We start from the raw sequence: 23,354 nt of genomic DNA, 5'->3' as shown, positions 1-23,354 counted from the left end.
ATACATATCCTTATAGATAGGTATTGAGATGAATAGCCAAATTGTTATTGATTCTAAAAAATGTATTGGCTGTAAGACGTGCGAAGTCGTTTGTTCAGTCGGTCACACATCAGAAAAAGATGGAAATGATTTTCTCAATAAAAAGAATTTTCATCCTAGAATACATATTATTAAATTAATGCATCAGTTTACTGCTTCTGTTTGCCATCAATGTGAAGATGCACCTTGTGCACAAGCTTGCCAAACACAAGCATTAGTACGTGGTGAAAACTTTGTTGAAACACACCCTGAAAATTGTATTGGATGTAGAGCCTGTCTTTTAGCTTGCCCTTTTGGCGCCATTGAGCTTGAGAAAAAAAACAACACCTCCCCAACTTCATTTTTAGATCTTGGCCAACATTTCCAAGTTGATATCATCAAATGTGATTTATGTAATCATAGAGAACAAGGGCCTGCCTGTGTTGAATATTGTCCTCAAGACGCCTTAATTTTAGTCTCTGATAACGATCTAACACAATTGACTGCTGAACGTAGAAAAAACTCGATTTTACGCGAAGATCTTAATATACAGGGAATATCTATTTAAAATTACAATAGCCTTATCCATTTCTATAAGGCTATTACTTCTTACTTTTTACTACCTTGAAATCGCTTAACTGTAGTTATCTATATCGAAACTACCCTGCCATCTGCTATCATTAGCGACTTATCCATTTTCTTGCCATAAATAACTTTGTTTTCCAAACCACTCATCAAATGAGTTATAAAACATTTTATTGATTTATATAGCTTTTAAATCATTCAACGTTCGAGATAGAAAACAAAGCCTTGGTTAGCAAGTTACAGAATAATCAGCAACGATATAGAACCGTAAAAATGAGCATTCCAAAAGAACAGTATAATTTCAACAAACTACAAAAACGCTTACGCCGCGATGTTGGGCAAGCTATCGCTGACTTTAATATGATAGAAGATGGCGATAAAATCATGGTCTGCCTTTCTGGTGGTAAAGATAGTTACACTCTACTTTCTATCTTAATGAATCTGCAAAAAAGTGCGCCAATTAATTTTTCACTTATTGCCGTGAATTTAGACCAAAAACAACCTGGATTTCCTGAGCATATTTTACCAGAGTATTTAAATGAGCTCGGTGTGGAATATAGAATTGTTGAAGAAAATACCTATGGAATTGTCAAAGATATTATTCCTGAAGGTAAAACAACCTGCTCTTTATGCTCTCGTTTACGTCGTGGTATTTTGTATCGTACAGCGACAGAGTTGGGTGCTACTAAGATTGCGCTAGGACATCATCGTGATGATATTTTAGAAACATTATTCTTAAATATGTTTTATGGTGGAAAACTTAAAGGTATGCCACCTAAATTAATGAGTGATGATGGTAAACAAATCGTTATTCGCCCTCTTGCTTATGCTCGTGAAAAAGATATTGAGCGTTTTGCACAAGCAAAACAGTTCCCAATTATCCCGTGTAATCTTTGTGGTTCACAGCCTAATCTACAACGTCAAGTTATTAAAGAGATGCTAAGAGATTGGGATAAGCGTTACCCTGGACGTATTGAAACTATGTTTAGAGCAACACAGAATATTGTTCCATCACACTTATGTGATACTCAATTATTTGATTTTGCTAATATCAAACATGGGGATGAAGTCATTAATGGTGGCGATTTAGCTTTTGATAAAGATGATATTCCAACCGTACCCGTGATGTTCCAAGAAGAAGATGATGAACGTCCCGACTTTAGCCAAAATAAACTCGATATTATTGAAGTGAAATAAAACACGATATCCTAATCCTAAGTCTTGTTTTCAAGGCTTAGGACTTTTATGACCAAATAATCACCAACAATAAATTTGAGCAAAAAAAAACCGATGTTAATAAACATCGGTGTAATAATGGTCAATTATTCTGTATTAAGAACTCAATATGAGAAAAACTACAATTATGGAGCACAACGTTCATCGCTCAACGTTGTATTCACCTGCGAGAGTTATAATGCCAGATGTTCTATTTTAAAAAATTGATATATCTCAAACAGGGTTAGAGAATTCTTTTTTAAATCCATTTAGTTACGATTAATTTGCTGAATTTTTACAACCATCTACTACGCTTTAACCACCAAGTAACAATCACAATCAAAACAAAGAGAGATAAACAAAAAATGGCAAAACCATAAGGGAATTCATTTCCAGGAATTCCGCCTAAATTGACACCAAATAGCCCTGTTAGAAATGTCGTTGGTAAAAATAACATCGCCATTAATGACATAGTGTAAGTACGTCTATTCATCGCATCTGCCATCATTGATGTTATTTCATCAGCGATCACCGCTGTACGAGAAATACTACTGTCCAAATCCTCTAAACGTCGAGAAAGTCTTTCTGATATTTCGAGCATTGTGACTCTATCGCTATCACTCATCCATGGTAATTTTTCGATAGAAAGCCTAGAAAATACATCTCGTTGCGGAGCCATGTAGCGACGCAAAACTATTAACTGTTTTCTTAATAATGCGAGTTCACCTCTTGCTGGTATTTGTTGATCAAGGATCATATCTTCGAGTTCAATTAATTGGTCATGCAAAGTTTCAACAAATTCACCTATTTCATCAGTAACAGCATCTGCCATAGTTATAAGCCAATCACCACTGCTTTCAGGTCCACTGCCTAACTCTAAGGTATGAATAACAGAATCCACTGAATTAACTCGACGATGACGACTCGAAACAATTGTTTGGCTGTTAATATAAATTCTGAATGCGACTAGTTCATCAGGTCTATCATTAGGATTATTATTAATTGTTTGCAAATTGATGACGACACCTTCACCAATCCTTTGTGCTTTTGGTCTGATGTTCTCTGCTAATAATACATCTTTGGCAATAGGTGGAAGTGCTTCTGTTTCCTCTATCCATTTCGCACTTTGTGGCTTACGATAGTCCAAATGTATCCAATAAGGATTATCGTTTGTAGCGATTGTATCTGCTGTTATTTCTATTACTCCACCATGACCATCAAGTTGCGCGGTGTAAATTGCATCTGAATCTTGCAAAATAGAGTCATTAATTGTTTTCATTTAGTTTCCTCCGTACGCTTGCTTTAGTCGCAATAGATTAATTTATCGTCTCTTTATCTAATTATTTTTCAATGTTTTATTTTATACTTTTTTCTAGCTCACTGTATATCAACACTATTTTTGTATAATTAATCTAAAACTTCTATTTATATTCTCCACTTTAGGATTATTACACTAAATCCAATTCGGATAATTACGTTAGTATATTAATACTAGAAATATCTATAGGTAACTTACTTTATTTATAGGAAAAATTTTATCTACTGTAATTTATAATAATTAGATCCCTAGTGTATACTAAATATTATCTTATACATTTATTGCAACCTAAAAATAAGGTCATCAATATGAAAAAATTTCTCGCTATTCCTTTATTTTTGCTTTTAGCTGGATGCAATGATGCAACATCGACTGAAAGTGCTAATACTGCCTCTACTTCTGATATAACAAAAACACTTCTAGTCGATTCACAACTTTATGATTGTGTCGGTGTTGCACCAATGAAATGCATGAAGGTGAAAGAGCTCCCTTCAGGCGAATGGTCCCTTTTCTATCAGAACATTGAAGGTTTTGAATATAAAGCAGGTACTGAATACACATTAAAAGTAAATGTTACAGATATTCCTAATCCACCAGCTGATGCACCTAGCGTAAAATATACACTGGTAGAAATTGTCGATAAAAAATAATTTTTTACTTAATTTAAACTCACAATAGACCGTATTCGCTATTGTGAGTCATTTATCTATTGATATTATTCTTCTGATAGTTTCTTATTAACAAATTAATAAAACTTATTAATAAGCTATTTATGTGATCTCATTTTTTATTATGTATTAAAGATAAGTCTGCTAATTTTTTTTAAGAGTAATTTCAATCAATTAACATTGAAATTGTGTTTGAATTTACTAAAAATAGAGCTCTTCACATCAACATAGAACCTCTATAATGAATAAATTAATACTTATTTTAATTAGCTTAATTTTACCTTACTCTTCTGCATTATATGCTTACAATGAATCACATACTGTCTATAGTGGCTATATTTACGGAAAACTAAAAGGGGATACCGCCAAAGGCCCTATAATCAATTATCGTTATGAAACAGAAAATGCTTGGGGTTTATTAATTTCTCTACTCTATTTAAATTCAAATTATAAAGAACCCTTTAAAGATCCTCGTTTTATCACTCCATCAATAAAACAATATAAAACTAAAACCACAGCTCTATTAATCGGCCCTACTTATAGAATAACGCCTAAGTTTTCTGTTTATGCCCAAATGGGGCCCAATAAATTAAAGTATCAAGAAGATAAATTTCACCCTGAAATAAATACTACAGACACGCATAGAGTGGATACAACAAGTGTTATTGGTCAAATAGGCATCGATTATAACCCCATAAAAGAGGTCGCAATTAACTTTGGTTATCTTTATTCCGATACCACTGCAAATAAACGCCATATTGAATTAAATAGCATACAATTATCTTTAGGTTATCGCTTTTAACCCCCCCTTATAAACTATAATTTAATTTAACAATTTATAGATTGCTAAGAGGTGGTTTTACCTATAAAAGGCTTAAATATAACAATAAACTCATCAATTTTTATTGTCTCTAAGGAGTTATACCTATAAATAATATGAAATATAATATTTAACATCGAACACATTGCACAATTAGTCAAAACAAAGTAGCAAAAATGTATTAACATCTCTTCTGCAATGTTTATTCCTTTTGAGTCTCCTTCTGTTTTTATAACAGAGGGACTTTTTTTATACATATATTATTAATTGCTGTAACAGTTCGATACAATAAAAAGCGTGCAAATAGGGCATTAAAAATATAATTTATATCCAGACAATAAATTAACCTGCTTTATTTTGCTACGCCCCTTTTTAAAGGGGTTCTTTTTTATTTATATGCCCTCTTATTTTATACACTCCTCTATTTATTCAAGATTAAAACTGAAACGATAACTGTTTAGCTTTTTATTTATTTTTTAATAAAAAAATACCTCAAAGCAAGGGTATTAACTTTGAGGCATTATCTATTTTCTCTTATTCTTTTACGCAGCCAGAGTTCACTGATGGCTATTTTCAAGTAATCTATTCATTACTATCTTAATGCTTTAATATATAAAGTGTATGGCTATAAGCGACATCTTCAGGATTCTCAATAGGATAACCCTTCAACCAAGGTTTTATCAATCGCCCATTAGTATATTGATAAATAGGTGCTATTGGTGCATCCTCTGCGATAATTTGTTCTGCTCGGTTATATAGACTATTTCTTTCATTTGCATCAATCGCCATACCTGACAATGTCAAAATTTCATCATATTGCTTATTTTGATACTTAGGTATATTACCCGCATGTTTAGAGCCTAATAAACTTAAGAAAGTAGAAGGTTCATTATAATCACCCACCCATGATGCTCTTATCACATCAAAATCTCCTGAGTTTCGGCTGTCTATATACGTTTTCCATTCTTGATTACGTAGCTCAACTTTAACCCCTAGCTTTTTCTTCCACATAGAAGCGACTGCAATGGCAATTTTCTGATGATTTTCCGAATTATTGTATAACAATGATAATTTTAATGGATTATGAGGCCCATATCCCGCTGCCGCTAACAATATCTTGGCTTGGCTATCTAATTCATCTTGATTATATTCATCATAAATAGTTGATTCAGGGGTAAAATTAGCCGTAACATCTGGTGTAAAACGATTTGCTGGCTTTTCACCTGTGCCTAACACTTTATCGGTAATGATTTTTCTGTCTATTGCCATTGCCAATGCTTTACGTACACGAATATCTTTTGTTGGCCCTGATTGAGTATTAAAAGCATAATAATATGTTCCTAATTGATCGGGTATATAAACCTCATTAGGAATATCTTTCATTAGTTTGTGGTATAAATTTTTAGGAAATGACTCTGTTATATCGATATCACCTGCTAAATAGCGTTTAGTTGCATGTGATTCATGGTTTATCGGTACAAACGTGACTTTTGTTAATACTGTATTTTTATGATCCCAATAATAAGGATTAGGTGTTAATACAATTTTTTCATTAACCACTCTGTTTGTTAAAACAAAAGCACCATTTCCAACCAAATTACCAACTTTGATCCAACCAGCACCATATTTTTCAATGCTATGGCGAGGAACTGGATATAAAGAAAAATTCGTTGTCAAACTTGGAAAATAAGAAACAGGTCGCTCTAACGTCACCTTTAACGTTTTTTCATCTATTGCTTCTACACCCAATGAGCTTGGTTTTAATTTTCCATCAATAATTTTTTGAGCATTTTCAATAGAAGCGAGCGAAGCATACCATGCAAAAGGAGAAAGATTTTTAGGATCAACTAATCGTTGCCAACTGTAAACGAAATCAGTTGCAGTGACTTTTTCTCCATTAGACCATTTCGCATTATCACGCAAAGTAAAGATCCATACACGATTATCTTCAGTACGCCAACTCTGAGCGACACCTGGAATAGCTCGTCCATGTTCATCTTCTATCGTCAATCCTTCAAATAAATCACGTTGCACCTGAGCTTCAGTTAACCCCACGGCATTAATAGGATCAAGTGACGCTGGTTCATCTTTTAAATGTCTAACCACTTCTTGTTTTTTATCGAGTATCGTTCCTGCTGGCACTACCGCCGCATTTACCTGCGATACGAGTAATCCTTGAACGACAAGTGCACATGAGATGACGAATATTTTGCGCATGTCTGTTTCGTCCTGTAATCTGTATGAGAATGAACTGCATAATTATAAGAGCCTGATAAAAAGGCACAATCACTGATTACAAATATTTTATAAATTTTTATGTTTTTCATGGTCACTATGCAAACAGTGGCAAATTTTAATAATGGTTAAGCATTAACAAGATTTTTCGTTAATAATTTAGTATTAATAACAATTAGTCTGACAACTAATAAAGGAGAACAACAATGGCACATCAAGTTACTTTACAAGGAAATGCAGTGACTCTGGCTGGTAAATTCCCAACAGTAGGTCAAAAAGCTGCTGATTTCTCTCTCGTAGGTAAAGATCTTAATGACATCTCTTTAACAAGCTTTGCAGGTAAACGTAAAGTTCTAAACATTTTCCCAAGCGTAGATACTGGAGTTTGTGCTGCGAGTGTTCGTCAATTTAATAAAGTTGCAAATGAACTAAATAACACGGTTGTTTTATGTATTTCAGCTGACTTACCTTTTGCCCAAGCGCGTTTCTGTGGCGCTGAAGGTTTAGATAATGTTGTAACATTATCTACAATGCGCGGTGCTGAATTCAAAGAAAATTACGGTGTTGCAATTACATCAGGCCCATTAGCAGGCTTAACTAGCCGCGCAGTGATTGTGTTAGATGAAAACAATACTGTTCTCTACACCCAGTTAGTTGATGAAATCACAACTGAACCAAATTATGATAATGCATTAAATGCACTAAAATAATATTCATTATAAAAAAAAAGACGAGCATTACGCTCGTCTTTTTTATGCAGAAAATCCTACAACCAAATTAACCTTCAGACTTTTCGGTCTTTTTATTTGTTAAATTATATTCTCTCAGTTTATTGGCAATCGCTGTATGAGAAATACCTAAACGTTTTGCAAGTTTCCGAGTGCTTGGATAATCACGATATAAGCGCGTTAAAATTGAAGCCTCAAAGCGTTTTGTCATTTCATCTAATGAGCCTTCTAATAAATCCACATCAAATAGAGTTTCATCTGTATGCTCAGGTAAAGTAATATCCTGAATTCGCAGAGTGTTTCCTACTAATTGCGCCATTGCTTGATAAACAGTATTTCTTAATTGGCGAACATTACCAGGCCAACCATACTGTGTTAAATAAACTGATAACTCCGGTGATATTACAGGTTTAGTTGCTTGCTGCTCAATGCAATATTGGTTAATAAAATGCATCGCTAACGGCATAATATCGGCTTTTCTTTCTCGCAACGGAGGTAGAGTTAACGTTAATACATTCAGGCGATAATAAAGATCTTCTCTAAACAACCCTTTTTGTACCAGTTCCCACAAATTTTTCTGCGTTGCACAAATAATGCGAACATTGACATTAACCTCGTGCTCCTCACCTACACGACGAAATGTCCCGTCATTTAAAAAGCGTAGAAGCTTAATTTGCATTTGAGGCGACATTTCGCCAATTTCATCAAGTAAAACGGTTCCTCTGTCGGCCTGCTCGAAGAAGCCTTTTTTTCCTTCAACAGCATTAGGGTAAGCCCCTGCCGCATAACCAAATAACTCACTTTCTACGACATCATCAGGCATTGAAGCACAATTGAGTCCCAAAAAAGGATTTCTAGCACGGGAACTAAGGAAATGACAGGCTTTAGCAAATAAATCTTTTCCTGTACCGGTATCACCTACCAATAACAGTGGCGCATCCATTTTTGCCATTTTTTTTGCACGTTCAACAAGTTGTTTCATTTGAGAACTAACAGCAATAATTTTCTCAAATTCATGATTATCACTGACAATTAATTTTGAATGATCGTGAACAACATCTCGATATTTCAATAAAATAAGCGCACCAACACAATGGTTAGATTGGTTATCATCTGCAAGTTTTATTGGTACTATTTCCATATCAAAATTTTGTTTTTTTAAATTGATTGGAATAATTTCAGCAGAAGGATCTTTTTGTTCTAACCAACGATGAATATTAAAATTAGGGATTAGTTGATTGAATGATTTTTCACTATTATCGTTAGCATCCAATTCAAACAGTTGGCGAGTTGCCGGATTTTGTAATTTTATTTGGCCTTTAATATTAATAGAAAAAACAGGAACTGGCACAGATTCAAGCAGTGTCCACATGGCTCGATGCTCTTGTTCTGATGGCATAAATGCAACTGTCCGCACATCAATAACACCATTTATTCGCCGTATTTCCGCCATTAGCGGTTGAAATATATCAAAATCAATCTGTGAAAAATTCAGGTAGATAAGACCTATTGGAAATATTTCAATTCCACGTAAATCAATATTTTTTAATACTAGTAGATCCAATAATTCACGGGTTAACCCGATGCGATCTTCACAAGTGATCTCTAAACGCATTATAAACCTTCTTAATACTGAGTGACCCTGAACTTATTCTAGATATTATACATAAATATCAACCAAATAAAGAGCCTTGTCAGCAAAAGTTGACACCACTAGCATTTATTTTTACACAGATAAGCTTGTATTTTGATTTTAATACCTGAATTATTTATGCTTTAAAAAAATCAAATAATGAAAATGAAGAGTTTTTTATTATTTTTTTCAGCTCAAAATCAATAAGATATTCGATATCTTTTATTAAGGGGCCTAATTCCCGGCGTATTACTTTCTTAATGGTTTTACAGCCATTATCAAAACAAAAAAGAAGATACTCTAGAGCACTGATTGCCTGTTCTTTTTTATCTGTCTCTCTCAGATATTCAAAAAATTCTGATGTTTCTTTTATTTGAAATGGTTTAGATTGTTTTTGATACTGCTTTTTTTTAATTTCATCAATTGTTTCACTAAGAATAGGGATCAAAATACTCAATTGTTTATCAATATTTGAAACATTAAGAGCAGAGCTAAGATAAAGTTGGCGTCTTTTCTTCGAGAGTTTTTTTATTACTGACATCTGTATTTCTTTCATTTTTCAACCTGATTAAAAGTATTATTTGTTAACTCTTTTCCTATTTTTTATAAATAAAAAACCATCTCTATTTTTTAATAGAAATTTATCTACAAAGTAAATTTTACAAATATATTGAGATAATATTTCTGTGGTAAACTTCTTACCGTGATATTTAACGCCATTTATCACACTAAACTCAATACTATTTTCTATCAAAAAGGGAATATTTTTATAGAAATTACGAGTTTTTAACTAGAGATGCATGCATTTTCAAATAAAAACAATGAGTTATAACCTTTTTTCTTTTTGGATGTTTTTACTCTTTTTAAAGATATTTTATTTATCTAATTTCATTTGAAATAATTACACTATAATAAATAAAATATAGATAGTACTTTATAGTATGAATTTATTTGTTTAGATATAAAATATCGACACCTAAGCCACTTGCATGATTTTATACAAACTATTTTTTGCTAAATTTTTATACAAAAAAACCGTAGAAATAACTCTACGGTTTTTTATTTAAAATAACTCAACATTAGGAATTTTATTTTATTCTTTTTTCTTGCCACTAATTGTATTTTTTAATTTTCCTATAAGCTCTTTTCTAAAATCACCCAACTTAGGTTTATTATCATCGATCCAAGGCAGCGGTCGACATAATTCCATTGCCTTGATCCCTAAACGTGCCGTTAATAAACCAGCGCCAATTCCTTGAGCTGCTCGTGTTGATAGTCGTGCGGCGAGATCTTGAGAAAGCCAATCCATCCCGACTTCTCTTACTAGTTCAGTAGCCCCTGCAAATGCAATATTGACTAATACAAGGCGAAATAATTTTAAGCGACTATAGTACCCTAGCTCTATACCATAAATTTCAGCGATACGATTAATTAAACGAATGTTACGCCAACCAATAAAAGCCATATCGACCATCGCTAGCGGACTTACTGCTATCATTAATGTTGATTCTGCAGCAGAGCGACTAATTTCAGCTCTCGCTTGTTTATCTAAAATAGGTTGAACTAATTGACTATAAAGCTCTAATACTTCCTTGTCATTATGCGTATCATGTAATGCACTCTGCCAACGAATTAGTGCAGGATGTTGTGAATGAATACCCGCTTGTTTAGCCAATTTCTCACAAAAAGGTCGACCATTACCCATCGCATGACTATAAAGTAATTCTTTTGCTCTATCTCTTTCATCTGCTCTTTGACGTAAGCGATAAATACGACGCCATTCTGTTATTACAGAGCCAATTCCTGCAATAACAATTAATCCCCCCGCACTTGCTGCACCTAATGCAATCCAATCAGAGTTTATCCAAGACTCATAAATCCATTGCCCTGTTTGAGCGATAACACTAATCCCTAAAATAGTACTTGCAACTGTGATTAAGCGTTTCCATACACTTTTTTTAGGTTTTAAAATAGATTGGATATCACCTTCTAACTGCCCTTCGTTTTCTTCATCTACTTGAGGATCAATAGGTAAAAATGCTTCATTTTCCTGAAAATCAATACCTTTTTTTAAGCTTACTTCATCTTGAAGTATGGGCTCTTTAAAATCAATTCGTGATTTTAATGGCTCATTCATTTTAATTTATCCCCTAACAAGAATTCCATTGCACTATCCATGCGAATATGAGGAACTGCGCTATCTCTTGATATTTGTTGTGGTCTAAAAGATTCGAAACTAAACCCTTGTTTTTCCCAAAATGCTTTTTCAGGCAATCGTTTAGGAACTTCACCAGGGAAATACACCAAAGGTTTGTTATCACTTAAACGAAAACCTTTTAATGCTGGAATTTTTTCACCATGGTGATCCACAATGCCACTTTCAGTTGCAGCTATAGAGGCAAGCCCCATACAATCAATGCTGATCCCTTCAAAAATAGCATTTTGTTTAGCATCTTGAATAAGTTGTTGAAGCAATGAAACTAAATTTTCGTGCTGATCAACTGTAATATGATCAGCTTTAGTCGCTGCAAATAATAACTTATCAATGCAAGGTGAAAATAAGCGTCTAAGTAAGGTTCTTTTTCCATAATGAAAACTGCGCATTAATTGTGTTAATGCTTGGCGCATATCATTAAAAACATCAGCACCTTGATTTAAAGGTTGTAGGCAATCCACTAAAACAATTTGTCTATCAAATCCTTGGAAATGATCTCGATAAAAACCTTTTACCACATGCTGGCCATAATATTCATATCGTTGCTTTAGCATGCCAATATTAGTCCGTTTATCAGCATTCTTTAGTTTAGCAATATCATGCTGTTGTAAATCAGGCCAAGGAAAAAACTGCAAAACAGGCGCACCGGCTAATTCACCAGGTAAAACAAAACGCCCCGGTTGAATAAAATGAAGCCCTTCTTTTTTACATGCTAATAAATAGTCAGTGTAAGCAGAGGCAATATCCGCTAATAATGTTTCATCAGCCGGTGCAAAGGGATCGCATTTTTTAAGTTGTGTTTGCCAATTTTGTTCTGGCAATCTTCTTTGGCGATTTACCTTATTCATTTGCTCTGACCATTCAAAATAATCTTGCTCAAGCATCGGTAAATCTAATAACCATTCGCCAGGGTAATCCACAATCTCTAAATAAAGCGAAGATGTTTCTTTGATAAAACGTGTTAATGACTCATTTGAGCGATAACGTAATTGTAAACGAATTTCACTCACTCCTTTGGTTGGAACCGGCCAACTTGGAGGTGTGTGATAAAGCGATTCCATTCCTTCGTCATAAGTAAATCGGGGGATATTTAAATTATGCTGAGGAATACGTTTTACACCCAATAGTTGCTTATCTCGTGCCGCTGAAAATAACGGTAAACGCGCACCAGTATGCACATTAATAAATTGATTAACTAAAGAAGTAATAAATGCCGTTTTACCACTTCGGCTTAATCCAGTTACCGCTAAGCGAAGGTGCCTATCAACACCACGATTAATAAAAGCTGTAAGTTCATTTTGTAGGCGTTTCATGTTTCTCCCAAGACATTTGACGCGATAGCTTATTTAAACCTGCTTTAATAACAGGCTCTGCTATCAATAGAACCAACCAACGTAACGGTTTGCTACTTACGCGTTTTATTATACTGCCAGTTATTGCGGCCGGCCCAAATAAAGTCAATAACATTAACCCAAATGTTAACCCTTTTTTGGCAAAGTAGGTGAGTTTATTTGTTTTTAGCGAGATATAAGCTTGATTGATATTCACAGCACTCTCCTCAATCAGGAATTTTGCTCATTTATAATACATTTAGTAGAAAATAGACCGACTTAACGAAAGACGCTCCTAAATCGGAGCGTCTTATCGGATTAAATGGTGAAAATATTACAGATCGCGAAAGCGTTTATTTAACTGATAGCTGGAAGAAGTAATATATCGTTCCATTTGCTGTAAACGTTTTTCACCTTGCATTAATTGATTATCAACACCGCTTAAAATTTCTTTTAAACTCTCCTGTTGCTCATCACCTTGTTGATAATTAGCAGGCGCAGGCTCCATAAAGAAACTCAAAACAAGATAAGCAACAATCGTTAAGCCAAAAAATCCAGCAAAGAGTGCAATCACCGCAATAACCCTGACAAGTAAAACAGGAATATTAAAATAATGGGCAAGGCCTGCGCATACGCCACGGATCACGCCCTCTTGTGGCAAGCGATACAATTGTTTGCTTTGTACCGTCATTATGATTGCCTCCAGTTAGGATGTTCTGCATCAAGTATTTGTTCTAGCGTCTTAATGCGTTCCTGCATTTGCTGAGCCTTATCCACCAGCGCGCTCAGTCGCTGCATTTCTTGTTGGGTTAACTGAACATTCCCTCCACCTTTCTGATTGCTGTAATGCAACCACAGCCAGATAGGGAGAACAAATAAAATAAAAATGGTCAGTGGTATTCCCAGAAATATATAGCCCATTACATATCCTTTATAAGATGGTTATTACGCTTGCTGTTACTCTTTATTGATATTGATTTTAGCTTTTAATGCCGCTAATTGCGCGCTAATTTCATCATCAGCTTTTAATTCAGCAAACTGTTGGTCTAATGATTTCTCTTTACCTAACCCGTAGCTTTGTGCTTCACCTTCCATATGATCAATACGGCGCTCAAATTGTTCAAAACGCGCCATTGCTGCATCCATTTTACCGCTGTCTAATTGACGACGAACTTGACGAGATGAATTTGCTGCTTGATGGCGAACAACTAAAGACTGTTGTTTAGCTCGAGTTTCTGTCAATTTATTTTCTAATTCACTGATTTCACCTTTCAAACGAGTCAAGGTTTCATCAATGATAATCAACTCATGTTTTAGCGTATCATTAACTGAAGCAACACGTTGTTTTTCAATTAATGCTGCACGCGCTAAATCTTCTTTGTCTTTAATCAGAGCTAGTTCAGCTTTATCTTGCCAATCTTTAATCTGTTTTTCCGCTTGTTCAATACGACGCTCTAATCCTTTCTTTTCAGCTAAAGTACGTGCAGATGTTGTACGGATCTCAACTAACATATCTTCCATTTCTTGGATCATTAGGCGGATCATTTTTTCAGGATCTTCCGCTTTATCTAATAAAGAAGCGATATTGGCATTAATAATGTCAGCAAAACGTGAAAATATACCCATGATGTCATCCTTAATAGCTATGCTAATTAGTAATGTTAAATATTTCATTAAATGGCGTCATCTAATCATAACGCCCGGCTTACTTTAGTTAATACAATTAACGTGCCAACTTTTAAAGTTCACCTAACCTATTAATAATAGTTAATTTATATTGTTCGCCTATTTTTCGAACACCTGATAAGCTGGTAAAAAATACCTTACTATGGTGAATTTAACCAATGAATGAGAATTTAGAGACAATAATCGGTGTTGATAGTCAATTTATTGATGTTTTAGAACAAACATCAGCACTTGCTCAATTAAAAAAGCCAGTATTAATTATTGGTGAACGAGGTACAGGTAAAGAGTTAATCGCTCATCGATTACACTACCTTGCGCCTTGGTGGCAAGGCCCTTTTATTTCTATCAACTGCTCTGCGCTTAATGATAACTTGCTCGATTCTGAACTTTTTGGTCATGAAGCTGGTGCTTTCACTGGTGCTAAAAATCGTCATCAAGGGCGTTTTGAACGTGCTGATGGTGGCTCTCTTTTTCTTGATGAACTGGCAACAGCACCAATGCTTGTACAAGAAAAATTATTACGAGTTATTGAATATGGTCATTTAGAGCGTGTTGGTGGCAGTCAATCTTTGCATGTGGATGTTAGGCTTATCTGTGCTACAAATGCAGATTTACCTGCAATGGCTGAAGAAGGTAAATTTCGCGCGGATTTACTGGATAGATTAGCTTTTGATGTCATCCGATTACCCCCGCTAAGGGAACGCCGAGCTGATATTATGTTACTTGCTGAAAACTTCGCGATTTCAATGTGCCAAGAATTGGGATTACCTTTTTTTCCTGGTTTTAGTGATAACGCATGCCAAATTCTTTTAGACTATTCATGGCCTGGTAATATCCGTGAGCTAAAAAATGTTGTGGAGCGTTCGGTTTATCGCCACGGAACCAGCGATAGAGAATTAGACAATATTATTATTAATCCTTTTGCAGGCTTGCAAACACCGATATCGAAACAATCACCATTAGAAAAAAAGATTTTGTCTTTTTCACTACCTGATTTACCTCTTGATTTGCGACAATGGCAAAATGAAATGGAAAAAATATTAGTGAGCAATGCGTTGAAAGAGAGTTTATATAATCAAAAAGAAGCTGCTGAAAAACTGAAGTTAAGCTACGATCAATTTAGAGGATTGATTAAAAAGCACCAAATAACAACATAACACAATGATTAATAATGATTTTTATTTTGCAGGGGGAGTGTTTTTAAAAAAGAGGCAAAAAAAAAGCCAGCACCCGAGCTGGCTAGTAAAAAAATACTGGAAGCAATGTGAGCAATGTCGTGCCTTCTGCGGAAAACCTCTTACCGCTGAAGGACAATACGGATGATAATCTTTATCATTAGCATTTGTAAAGCTTTTTGTTGAGAATTTTTCTCACTTTGTTTTTTTGACTATTTGGGGATAGAAAGTTTTTTAAGTTACAATAGCAAAATCGTTTCTCTAAAAGACATTATTATGCGCCCTATTTTACTTATTGGTACTCTGCTAGTTAGCTTAACAAGTGCAACTTGTATCGCAGATGTAGCACCAAAAACACAAGCGCTATCGATAAAACAAGAGCCAACTCCAATTAATCAAAATGGCTTTGTTTATTGTGTTGATGGCAGTGTGAATACCTTTAATCCACAATTATCAAGTAGTGGATTAATCATCGATCCCCTTGCCGCGCAACTTTATGATCGTCTTTTAGATGTTGACCCTTACACTTATCGTCTTATTCCTGAAATAGCCGCTCGTTGGGAATCGCTAGATAATGGCGCAACATACCGCTTTTATTTGCGTAAAAATATCTCGTTTCAACAAACATCATGGTTTACACCTACACGAAAACTCACAGCAGATGATGTGATTTTTAGTTTTGAACGGATGATCAACCCACAAAATCCTTATAATCAAGTCAATGGTGGAAAATATCCCTATTTTGATAGCTTAAGTTTTGCCGACAATATCCAATCAGTTAAAAAGTTGGGTCAATACACAGTCGAATTTAGTTTAAAAGAGCCTGATGCCTCTTTTTTATGGCATTTAGCAACACATTACGCCCCTATTCTTTCCGCTGAATATGCACAAAGCTTAGAGAAATCGGGCAACCAGACACAACTTGATTGGAAACCAGTAGGTACAGGCCCTTTCTTTCTAGATGAATATCAACCGGGACAATTTGTTCGTTTATTTAGAAATAACGACTATTGGAAGGGTCAGCCTAAAATGCAACAAGTTGTTATTGATATGGGAGCTGGAGGTACAGGCCGTATATCTAAACTATTAACAGGCGAATGTGATGTTTTAGCCTATCCAGCGGCTAGCCAATTAAAAGTTTTACGTGATGATCCTCGGTTAAGATTAACATTGCGCTCAGGTATGAATATCGCTTATTTAGCCTTTAATACTAGTAAGCCTCCACTCAATGATCTTAAAGTTCGCCAAGCTATTGCTTATGCCATAAATAATGAACGTTTAATGGAATCGATTTATTATGGTACTGCTGAAACAGCCGCATCGGTACTTCCTCGTGCATCTTGGGCTTATGATAATCGTGCAAAAATCACAGAGTACAATCCTGAGAAATCGAAACAAATACTAAAAGAGCTAGGGCTTGATGGGCTTAAATTGAACCTTTGGGTACCCAGCGCATCACAATCTTACAACCCAAGCCCATTGAAAATGGCTGAGCTCATTCAGGCAGACTTAGCTCAAGTAGGCATTCAAATGAATATTCGCCCAATTGAAGGGCGATATCAAGAAACCAGTATGATGGATAGGACTCATGATATGACATTATCTGGCTGGTCAACAGACAGTAACGATCCTGATAGTTTTTTCCGTCCTCTCTTTAGTTGTGCAGCTATTAGTTCACAAACTAACCTTAGTCATTGGTGCCTACCGAGTTTTGATGATATTTTAAAAAAAGCGCTTTATAGTCAGCAACTTGCTTCAAGAATGGATTATTATCATCAAGCACAAGATATTCTCGCTCAAGAACTACCTGTATTGCCTTTAGCTAATTCTTTACGTATGCAAGCATATCGCTATGATATTAAAGGATTACTATTAAGTACTTTCGGTAATGCGTCTTTTGCTGGTGTTTATCGAGAAGCAGAAGTGGATGAACAAAATCACAAGAAAGAGGCTATAAAATAATCTATGATTATTTATTCAATACGTCGATTGCTTTTATTACTTGTGACACTGTTCTTTTTGTCACTGGTGAGCTTTAGCCTGAGCTATTACACGCCAAATGGTCCATTAAGTGGTGCATCACTAATAGATGCCTACTTTTTCTATGCTCACAATATGACTCATTTTGATTTTGGTATTTCTTCTATTAATGGAGAACCCATTAAAGCGCAATTAATTGAGGCATTGCCAGCAACAATGGAACTTTGCACCTTAGCTTTTCTTTTTGCCTTAATTGTGGGTATTCCTGCTGGGATCATTGCTGGTGTTTGGCGTAATAAATCTGCTGATATTATTATCAGTAACTTTGCGCTCTTAGGTTTTTCTGTGCCTGTTTTTGGACTTGCCTTGTTATTAACACTTTTCTTCTCACTAAAACTGGGTTGGCTTCCTGTTTCTGGTCGTATTGATTTACTTTATAACTTACAGCCTATTACAGGTATTGCATTAGTTGATGCTTGGTTATCTAATTCACCTTATCGCCAGCAAATGATTATTAATGTATTACAACATCTGATTTTACCTGTAACAACACTTGCTATTGCACCCACAACAGAAGTTATTCGATTAATGCGCAATAGTACGGAAGAAATTATGTCAGAGAACTACGTGAAGGCAGCCGCAACTCGAGGTCTCTCACGTTTTACAATTATTCGTCGCCATATTCTTCATAATGCTTTACCCCCTATCATCCCTAAATTAGGCTTACAGTTCTCCACCATGCTTACACTTACCATGGTGACAGAAATTGTATTTAATTGGCCGGGACTCGGCCGCTGGTTAGTCACAGCAATCCGCCAACAAGATTACTCTGCGATTTCCGCAGGAGTGATGTTAGTAGGTTCAATGGTCATTGTTGTCAACGTCTTATCAGATATTGTCGGCGCTATGAGTAATCCAATGAAACACAAGGTGGGATATGCCTTTAGATAGCCAATTTTATAAAGAGAAAAAAACACCAACACCCGTAGCGGTGATTTGGCAATGTTTTTCTAAAGACGTTATCTCAATGGTAGGGTTTTATGGTGTTCTTTTTCTCTTAGTATTGAGTGTAATTGGCCCTTATATTGCGCCTTATGCCCTTGATCAACAGTTTTTCGGACATCAATTAACGCCACCATCTTGGTATCAAAACGGGAACGTTTCTTACTTTTTTGGTACAGATGACTTAGGCAGAGATGTTTTTAGTCGAATTTTAATTGGGACAAGTATGACCTTTGGTGGTGCATTTATTGTCACTTTTGCTGCGACATTAATGGGGTTAATTATTGGTTGTTTTGCAGGGATGACTCATGGTTTAAAATCCGCCATTCTTAACCATATATTAGATACCTTATTATCAATTCCATCACTACTTCTGGCCATTATTGTTGTAGCTTTTGTGGGAACAAGCCTTGGCCATGCCATGATAGCGATTTGGCTAGCATTGTTACCTCGCTTAGTCAGAATGATCTATTCTGCGGTCAATGATGAATTAAACAAAGAGTATGTCATTGCTTCTCGACTTGATGGCGCATCGAATATTTCCATTTTATGGTATACCGTATTACCTAATATTACCCCTGTATTGGTCTCTGAATTAACGCGTGCTTTTTCAATCGCTATTCTTGATATTACCGCATTGGGTTTCCTCAATTTAGGCGCTCAGCTTCCTTCTCCTGAATGGGGTGCCATGCTGGGCGATTCACTTGAGTTAATTTATGTCGCCCCATGGACTGTCTTAATTCCAGGCGCCACAATCATGATCAGCGTTTTATTGGTGAACCTATTAGGAGATGGTTTACAGCGTGCAATAAATGAGGGAGTTGAATAATGCCTTTATTAGATATACGCAATTTAACCATTGAATTTATGACGCCTGATGGGCCAGTTAAAGCCGTCGATCGTGTTTCTATTACCTTAAATGAAGGTGAAGTCAGGGGGCTTGTCGGTGAATCAGGATCAGGTAAAAGCTTAATTGCAAAAGCCATTTGTGGCGTCACTAAAGATAATATCAACGTAACTGCTGATCGTTTCCGATTTGATGATATTGATTTACTTAAATTATCCCCAAGAGCGCGACGTCGTGTCATTGGTCATAATATTTCAATGATTTTCCAAGAGCCACAATCTTGTCTTGATCCTGCGACAAAAATTGAACAGCAGTTGATACAAGCTATCCCAGGTTGGACATTTAAAGGCCATTGGTGGCAACGCTTTCATTGGCGAAAACGCCGTGCAATTGAATTATTGCACCGTGTAGGTATTAAAGATCACAAAGATATTATGCGCAGTTACCCTTATGAATTAACAGAAGGTGAATGCCAAAAAGTGATGATAGCTATCGCCATTGCTAATCAGCCTCGATTGTTGATTGCGGATGAACCGACTAACGCAATGGAACCCGCAACACAAACACAAATATTTCGTTTACTTACTCGACTTAATCAAAATAATAATATGACAATTCTTTTGATTAGCCATGATTTGCAATGGATGAGTAAATTGGCGAATAAAATTACAGTGATGTATTGTGGTCAAATGGTTGAAACTGCCTCTCCCGATGAACTATTAGTAACACCTTATCATCCTTATACTCAAGCATTGATACGCTCTATTCCTGATTTTACCAACTCATTGGCACATAAGAGCCGTTTAAATACATTGCCTGGAGCAATCCCTTCGCTTGAACATCTACCCGTAGGTTGTCGTTTAGGCCCACGTTGCCCATATGCACAACGCCAGTGTATTGAAGCCCCTCGGTTACGTTTATTTAAAAACCATGCTGTGGCTTGTCATTTCCCATTAAATGTGGAGCCAACTGATGTTCGATAAACTGCTTGAGGTAAAAAATCTTTCAAAAACTTTTCGCTATCGCACTGGATTATTCCGGCGTCAACAATTAGAAGCTGTAAAACCAGTTAGTTTTACACTTGAGCCAAAACAAACCTTAGCCATTATTGGTGCTAATGGTTCAGGAAAATCTACATTAGCAAGAATGTTATCAGGTGTAACTGAGCCTACCGGCGGGGATATTTTTATTAATGGGCATCAACTCCATTTCGGTGATTATCCTTATCGTAGCCAACGCATTAGAATGATATTCCAAGATCCCACTAACTCATTAAATCCGCGCCAACGTATTGGTCAAACATTAGATATTCCTTTGCGTCTTAATACGGATTTAAGTGCTATTGAACGTGAAAAGCGCATTTATCAGACATTACGCCAAGTGGGCCTTTTGCCTGAACATGCCAACTATTATCCCCATATGTTTGCATCAGGTCAGCGCCAACGTATTGCGCTTGCAAGAGCATTAATTTTACAACCTCAAGTAATTATTGCTGACGAGGCTATCGCATCATTGGATATGTCCTTACGATCACAAATTATAAATTTGATGTTAGAACTGCAAGAAACTCATGATATTGCCTATATTTATGTAACACAAAACTTAGGTATGACTAAACATATTAGCGATAAGATTATTGTGATGGATAATGGTGAAGTTGTTGAACGCGGTAATACAGCTGAAGTCCTTGCTTCACCTTTACATGAAGTCACACGAAGATTGGTTGCAAGCCATTTTGGTGAAGCCTTAACAGCCGAAGCTTGGCGTCAAGATTTAACTTAAGTGTAAACAATATAGGCCTAATGTTAATTGCACATTATTTCGCCCTTTTCCCTTAACTCCTCGGAGGTGCTAGGGAAATTAAACAAATTTACAAATGTCGTGGTAGAATCAGCCACGTTTATTAACAATAAGCGTGATAACCCAACAGATAAATAAAACTGTGAATGATGTTATTATCGCGATTTACGAAAAAACAAGGATACAGCTATGGGCTTTATGACCGGCAAACGCATTCTTATTACTGGTGTTGCTAGTAAATTATCAATTGCTTATGGTATTGCCAAAGCTATGCGTGACCAAGGTGCAGAACTTGCATTTACTTACCAAAATGAAAAACTGAAACCACGCGTTGAAGAATTTGCAGCATCATTAGACTCAAATATCGTATTAGAGTGTGATGTGTCAAAAGACGAAAGCATCGATACCATGTATGCAGAACTTGCAAAAGTTTGGCCAAAATACGATGGTTTTGTTCACTCTATCGGTTTTGCACCTGCTGACCAACTAGATGGTGACTATGTTAACGCTGTTACTCGTGAAGGTTTTAAAATTGCTCACGATATTAGCGCATACAGCTTTGTTGCGATGGCAAAAGCAAGCCGTGAAATGCTAAATCCAAACTCTGCTCTATTAACTCTGACTTATTTAGGTGCTGAACGTGCAATCCCTAATTATAACGTCATGGGTCTGGCTAAAGCGTCTTTAGAAGCTAACGTACGTTACATGGCAAACGCCATGGGTCCTGAAGGTATTCGTGTTAACGGTATCTCTGCTGGCCCAATCCGTACATTAGCGGCGTCTGGTATCAAAGACTTCCGTAAAATGTTAAGCCATTGCGAATCAGTAACCCCTCTGCGTCGCACTGTAACAACCGAAGATGTTGGTAATACAGCAGCATTCTTATGCTCTGACTTATCAGGTGGTATTACTGGCGAAATCATCCACGTTGATGGTGGCTTTAGCATTGCAGCAATGAATGAATTAGAATTAAAATAACTCTATTGCCTAAATAACAAAAGCCAGCCTAAAATCATTAAGGCTGGCTTTTTTGTGAGAATAACATTCCTGCGTATATTCATTTCATCCTCCCTGTTAGATTTTTTTAAGCTTTTTCTATGTTTAATTATTTGGCTCTTTTGTTGATAAACATCCATATTTCATCTTGTTTTCACTCTTTTTGAACTTCATATTTAGAGTAATTACTTTTTAGATAAATATAACTTTTGTTTTTTAGTTAATTCCTATAATCTTCTCACTTATTACAGATAAAATAATCACATATTAATAAAAGGATTTAATGTATGAAGAAATTTAAATTTCTGTTTTATATTTTTGCCATTATCGGCGTGATTATTTTTATCGTTGCTTTATTTGTTATTAAATCAGAATTACATTTAGTAAGAAATGGCATAGAAACAACGGGTATTGTTATTGATCAAAGTATGAGTCAATCCTCTAATGAGAGAAATGTTTATCACCCTATTATTCAATTTACTACTAATGATAATAGAAAAATTACTTTTCGCTCACTAGAAGGAAGTAACCCACCTCGTTTTCATCTTGGTGAAAACATTAGTGTTATTTATCTTCAAAATGATCCTCAAAGAGCAACAATTAACAACTTTTTAGGCTTATATGGTGCAGGCACTATATTAGGTATTTTTGGCTTGGTATTTGCCTCAACGGGACTTATCCCTCTGTATTTTATAAGAAGAAAAGCCAATAGAAATCAACGATTGAAACGTGATGGTATGCCTATTAATGTGAAAATATCTGAGGTCATTATTAATAATAATATTCGAATTAATCACCGTTCTCCTTATCAAATCATCGCAGATTATCATGACACATTAAATAATCGTTTAATTCGTTATAAAAGTGGTTATATATTTTTTGATCCCACTCCTTATATTAATAAAGAACTGGTTACAGTCTATGTTGATAAGAGAAATCCCAAGATTTATTACCTTGATATTTCTTTCCTACCTTCATTTGAAGAATGATAATTAATATAAAGAATACTTATTTTCTTATAATTTCATCAATTATCTGTCTTGTTCACAGATTTACAAAAGCCTTTTTCATTCGCATCATTTGAGTTTGCTAATTTCTTAGA

General features: G+C 35.4%; 23 protein-coding genes. 13 read left to right on the top strand and 10 right to left on the bottom strand.

Features of this window, described 5'->3' with window-relative positions; genetic code table 11:
• Window positions 1-28: 28 nt before the first annotated feature.
• The gene (locus LG402_RS08935) at window positions 29-586 is read left to right on the top strand and encodes a 4Fe-4S dicluster domain-containing protein (protein WP_227336815.1); all 558 of its coding nucleotides are present in this window, start codon (window positions 29-31) and stop codon (window positions 584-586) included.
• Between the two features lie 290 nt (window positions 587-876).
• Window positions 877-1,800, top strand: a complete 924-nt coding sequence (gene ttcA, locus LG402_RS08930) for a tRNA 2-thiocytidine(32) synthetase TtcA (RefSeq protein ID WP_109408727.1) — start codon at window positions 877-879, stop codon at window positions 1,798-1,800.
• Window positions 1,801-2,113: 313 nt separating this feature from the next.
• Here ttcA and zntB read toward each other — a convergent pair whose 3' ends face one another.
• Window positions 2,114-3,097 carry a zinc transporter ZntB gene (gene zntB / locus LG402_RS08925; RefSeq protein WP_109408726.1) on the bottom strand — a complete coding sequence of 328 codons (984 nt, stop codon included), beginning with the start codon at window positions 3,095-3,097 and terminating at the stop codon, window positions 2,114-2,116.
• A 347-nt stretch (window positions 3,098-3,444) separates the two neighbouring features.
• Here zntB and LG402_RS08920 point away from each other — a divergent pair, with 347 nt between their 5' ends.
• Window positions 3,445-3,786 carry a DUF4377 domain-containing protein gene (locus tag LG402_RS08920; protein ID WP_166541330.1) on the top strand — a complete coding sequence of 114 codons (342 nt, stop codon included), beginning with the start codon at window positions 3,445-3,447 and terminating at the stop codon, window positions 3,784-3,786.
• Window positions 3,787-4,045: 259 nt separating this feature from the next.
• On the top strand, window positions 4,046-4,606 hold the full coding sequence (locus tag LG402_RS08915) for an Ail/Lom family outer membrane beta-barrel protein (protein WP_166541331.1): 561 nt from the start codon (window positions 4,046-4,048) through the stop codon (window positions 4,604-4,606).
• Between the two features lie 615 nt (window positions 4,607-5,221).
• On the opposite strand, the gene LG402_RS08910 is transcribed toward LG402_RS08915, so the two are convergent.
• Window positions 5,222-6,841, bottom strand: coding sequence for a peptide ABC transporter substrate-binding protein (locus LG402_RS08910; protein ID WP_166541332.1), 1,620 nt, complete (start codon window positions 6,839-6,841; stop codon window positions 5,222-5,224).
• Between the two features lie 224 nt (window positions 6,842-7,065).
• On the opposite strand from LG402_RS08910, the gene tpx reads away from it, so the two are divergent.
• Window positions 7,066-7,569, top strand: coding sequence for a thiol peroxidase (gene tpx, locus LG402_RS08905; protein WP_166541333.1), 504 nt, complete (start codon window positions 7,066-7,068; stop codon window positions 7,567-7,569).
• Between the two features lie 67 nt (window positions 7,570-7,636).
• Here tpx and tyrR read toward each other — a convergent pair whose 3' ends face one another.
• The 8 genes from tyrR to pspA form a co-directional block, all read right to left on the bottom strand.
• Entirely contained in the window at window positions 7,637-9,202 is a 1,566-nt protein-coding gene (gene tyrR, locus LG402_RS08900) for a transcriptional regulator TyrR (RefSeq protein WP_166541334.1), read from the bottom strand.
• Between the two features lie 154 nt (window positions 9,203-9,356).
• Window positions 9,357-9,776, bottom strand: a complete 420-nt coding sequence (locus tag LG402_RS08895; RefSeq protein WP_208105249.1) for a hypothetical protein — start codon at window positions 9,774-9,776, stop codon at window positions 9,357-9,359.
• Between the two features lie 537 nt (window positions 9,777-10,313).
• Window positions 10,314-11,357 carry a YcjF family protein gene (locus tag LG402_RS08890; RefSeq protein ID WP_227336814.1) on the bottom strand — a complete coding sequence of 348 codons (1,044 nt, stop codon included), beginning with the start codon at window positions 11,355-11,357 and terminating at the stop codon, window positions 10,314-10,316.
• A complete protein-coding gene (locus LG402_RS08885; RefSeq protein WP_227336813.1) occupies window positions 11,354-12,748 on the bottom strand; it encodes a YcjX family protein in 1,395 nt (464 codons plus the stop codon). Before LG402_RS08885 ends, LG402_RS08890 begins: the two co-directional genes overlap by 4 nt.
• Complete coding sequence (locus tag LG402_RS08880) at window positions 12,729-12,983, bottom strand: phage shock protein PspD (protein ID WP_227336812.1); 255 nt, start codon at window positions 12,981-12,983, stop codon at window positions 12,729-12,731. Before LG402_RS08880 ends, LG402_RS08885 begins: the two co-directional genes overlap by 20 nt.
• 117 nt (window positions 12,984-13,100) lie before the next feature.
• Window positions 13,101-13,457: an envelope stress response membrane protein PspC gene (gene pspC, locus LG402_RS08875; RefSeq protein ID WP_109408718.1), complete on the bottom strand. Its 357-nt coding sequence runs from the start codon at window positions 13,455-13,457 to the stop codon at window positions 13,101-13,103.
• Window positions 13,457-13,687: an envelope stress response membrane protein PspB gene (gene pspB / locus LG402_RS08870; protein WP_036937208.1), complete on the bottom strand. Its 231-nt coding sequence runs from the start codon at window positions 13,685-13,687 to the stop codon at window positions 13,457-13,459. The genes pspC and pspB overlap by 1 nt, the downstream gene beginning before the upstream one ends.
• A 36-nt stretch (window positions 13,688-13,723) precedes the next feature.
• Window positions 13,724-14,392 carry a phage shock protein PspA gene (pspA, locus tag LG402_RS08865; RefSeq protein WP_072067962.1) on the bottom strand — a complete coding sequence of 223 codons (669 nt, stop codon included), beginning with the start codon at window positions 14,390-14,392 and terminating at the stop codon, window positions 13,724-13,726.
• A 218-nt stretch (window positions 14,393-14,610) separates the two neighbouring features.
• On the opposite strand from pspA, the gene pspF reads away from it, so the two are divergent.
• The 8 genes from pspF to LG402_RS08825 all read left to right on the top strand — a co-directional run bounded on the left by pspF (window position 14,611) and on the right by LG402_RS08825 (window position 23,241).
• Window positions 14,611-15,609: a phage shock protein operon transcriptional activator gene (gene pspF, locus LG402_RS08860; RefSeq protein ID WP_227336811.1), complete on the top strand. Its 999-nt coding sequence runs from the start codon at window positions 14,611-14,613 to the stop codon at window positions 15,607-15,609.
• A 294-nt stretch (window positions 15,610-15,903) separates the two neighbouring features.
• Complete coding sequence (gene sapA / locus LG402_RS08855; RefSeq protein ID WP_166541339.1) at window positions 15,904-17,589, top strand: ABC transporter substrate-binding protein SapA; 1,686 nt, start codon at window positions 15,904-15,906, stop codon at window positions 17,587-17,589.
• Window positions 17,590-17,592: 3 nt separating this feature from the next.
• Window positions 17,593-18,558, top strand: a complete 966-nt coding sequence (sapB, locus tag LG402_RS08850) for a putrescine export ABC transporter permease SapB (protein WP_109408715.1) — start codon at window positions 17,593-17,595, stop codon at window positions 18,556-18,558.
• Window positions 18,545-19,438 (top strand): putrescine export ABC transporter permease SapC, encoded by an 894-nt coding sequence (sapC, locus tag LG402_RS08845; protein WP_166541340.1) that lies wholly within the window; start codon window positions 18,545-18,547, stop codon window positions 19,436-19,438. Before sapB ends, sapC begins: the two co-directional genes overlap by 14 nt.
• Window positions 19,438-20,439, top strand: a complete 1,002-nt coding sequence (gene sapD / locus LG402_RS08840; RefSeq protein WP_109408714.1) for a putrescine export ABC transporter ATP-binding protein SapD — start codon at window positions 19,438-19,440, stop codon at window positions 20,437-20,439. Before sapC ends, sapD begins: the two co-directional genes overlap by 1 nt.
• Window positions 20,429-21,238 (top strand): putrescine export ABC transporter ATP-binding protein SapF, encoded by an 810-nt coding sequence (sapF, locus tag LG402_RS08835; RefSeq protein ID WP_072067956.1) that lies wholly within the window; start codon window positions 20,429-20,431, stop codon window positions 21,236-21,238. The genes sapD and sapF overlap by 11 nt, the downstream gene beginning before the upstream one ends.
• Before the next feature lie 207 nt (window positions 21,239-21,445).
• Window positions 21,446-22,234 carry an enoyl-ACP reductase FabI gene (fabI, locus tag LG402_RS08830; RefSeq protein WP_072067955.1) on the top strand — a complete coding sequence of 263 codons (789 nt, stop codon included), beginning with the start codon at window positions 21,446-21,448 and terminating at the stop codon, window positions 22,232-22,234.
• A 305-nt stretch (window positions 22,235-22,539) separates the two neighbouring features.
• Window positions 22,540-23,241 (top strand): DUF3592 domain-containing protein, encoded by a 702-nt coding sequence (locus LG402_RS08825; RefSeq protein ID WP_166541341.1) that lies wholly within the window; start codon window positions 22,540-22,542, stop codon window positions 23,239-23,241.
• Window positions 23,242-23,354: the final 113 nt, after the last annotated feature.

This window comes from Proteus sp. NMG38-2 (assembly GCF_020640995.1).
GTDB lineage: Bacteria > Pseudomonadota > Gammaproteobacteria > Enterobacterales > Enterobacteriaceae > Proteus.
The sequence above is the reverse complement of the archived record's forward strand: the minus strand, read 5'-3'. Positions and strand labels throughout refer to the sequence as shown.

Coding starts and splice junctions, on each gene's coding strand:
- sapA (WP_166541339.1), top strand. CDS start 15,904: ATGCGCCCTATTTTACTTATTGGTACTCTGCTAGTTAGCTTAACAAGT.
- LG402_RS08935 (WP_227336815.1), top strand. CDS start 29: ATGAATAGCCAAATTGTTATTGATTCTAAAAAATGTATTGGCTGTAAG.
- sapF (WP_072067956.1), top strand. CDS start 20,429: ATGTTCGATAAACTGCTTGAGGTAAAAAATCTTTCAAAAACTTTTCGC.
- zntB (WP_109408726.1), bottom strand. CDS start 3,097: ATGAAAACAATTAATGACTCTATTTTGCAAGATTCAGATGCAATTTAC.
- LG402_RS08920 (WP_166541330.1), top strand. CDS start 3,445: ATGAAAAAATTTCTCGCTATTCCTTTATTTTTGCTTTTAGCTGGATGC.
- LG402_RS08910 (WP_166541332.1), bottom strand. CDS start 6,841: ATGCGCAAAATATTCGTCATCTCATGTGCACTTGTCGTTCAAGGATTA.
- LG402_RS08915 (WP_166541331.1), top strand. CDS start 4,046: ATGAATAAATTAATACTTATTTTAATTAGCTTAATTTTACCTTACTCT.
- pspB (WP_036937208.1), bottom strand. CDS start 13,687: ATGGGCTATATATTTCTGGGAATACCACTGACCATTTTTATTTTATTT.
- ttcA (WP_109408727.1), top strand. CDS start 877: ATGAGCATTCCAAAAGAACAGTATAATTTCAACAAACTACAAAAACGC.
- sapC (WP_166541340.1), top strand. CDS start 18,545: ATGCCTTTAGATAGCCAATTTTATAAAGAGAAAAAAACACCAACACCC.
- pspF (WP_227336811.1), top strand. CDS start 14,611: ATGAATGAGAATTTAGAGACAATAATCGGTGTTGATAGTCAATTTATT.
- tyrR (WP_166541334.1), bottom strand. CDS start 9,202: ATGCGTTTAGAGATCACTTGTGAAGATCGCATCGGGTTAACCCGTGAA.
- LG402_RS08895 (WP_208105249.1), bottom strand. CDS start 9,776: ATGAAAGAAATACAGATGTCAGTAATAAAAAAACTCTCGAAGAAAAGA.
- tpx (WP_166541333.1), top strand. CDS start 7,066: ATGGCACATCAAGTTACTTTACAAGGAAATGCAGTGACTCTGGCTGGT.
- pspA (WP_072067962.1), bottom strand. CDS start 14,392: ATGGGTATATTTTCACGTTTTGCTGACATTATTAATGCCAATATCGCT.
- LG402_RS08825 (WP_166541341.1), top strand. CDS start 22,540: ATGAAGAAATTTAAATTTCTGTTTTATATTTTTGCCATTATCGGCGTG.
- fabI (WP_072067955.1), top strand. CDS start 21,446: ATGGGCTTTATGACCGGCAAACGCATTCTTATTACTGGTGTTGCTAGT.
- pspC (WP_109408718.1), bottom strand. CDS start 13,457: ATGACGGTACAAAGCAAACAATTGTATCGCTTGCCACAAGAGGGCGTG.
- LG402_RS08885 (WP_227336813.1), bottom strand. CDS start 12,748: ATGAAACGCCTACAAAATGAACTTACAGCTTTTATTAATCGTGGTGTT.
- sapB (WP_109408715.1), top strand. CDS start 17,593: ATGATTATTTATTCAATACGTCGATTGCTTTTATTACTTGTGACACTG.
- sapD (WP_109408714.1), top strand. CDS start 19,438: ATGCCTTTATTAGATATACGCAATTTAACCATTGAATTTATGACGCCT.
- LG402_RS08890 (WP_227336814.1), bottom strand. CDS start 11,357: ATGAATGAGCCATTAAAATCACGAATTGATTTTAAAGAGCCCATACTT.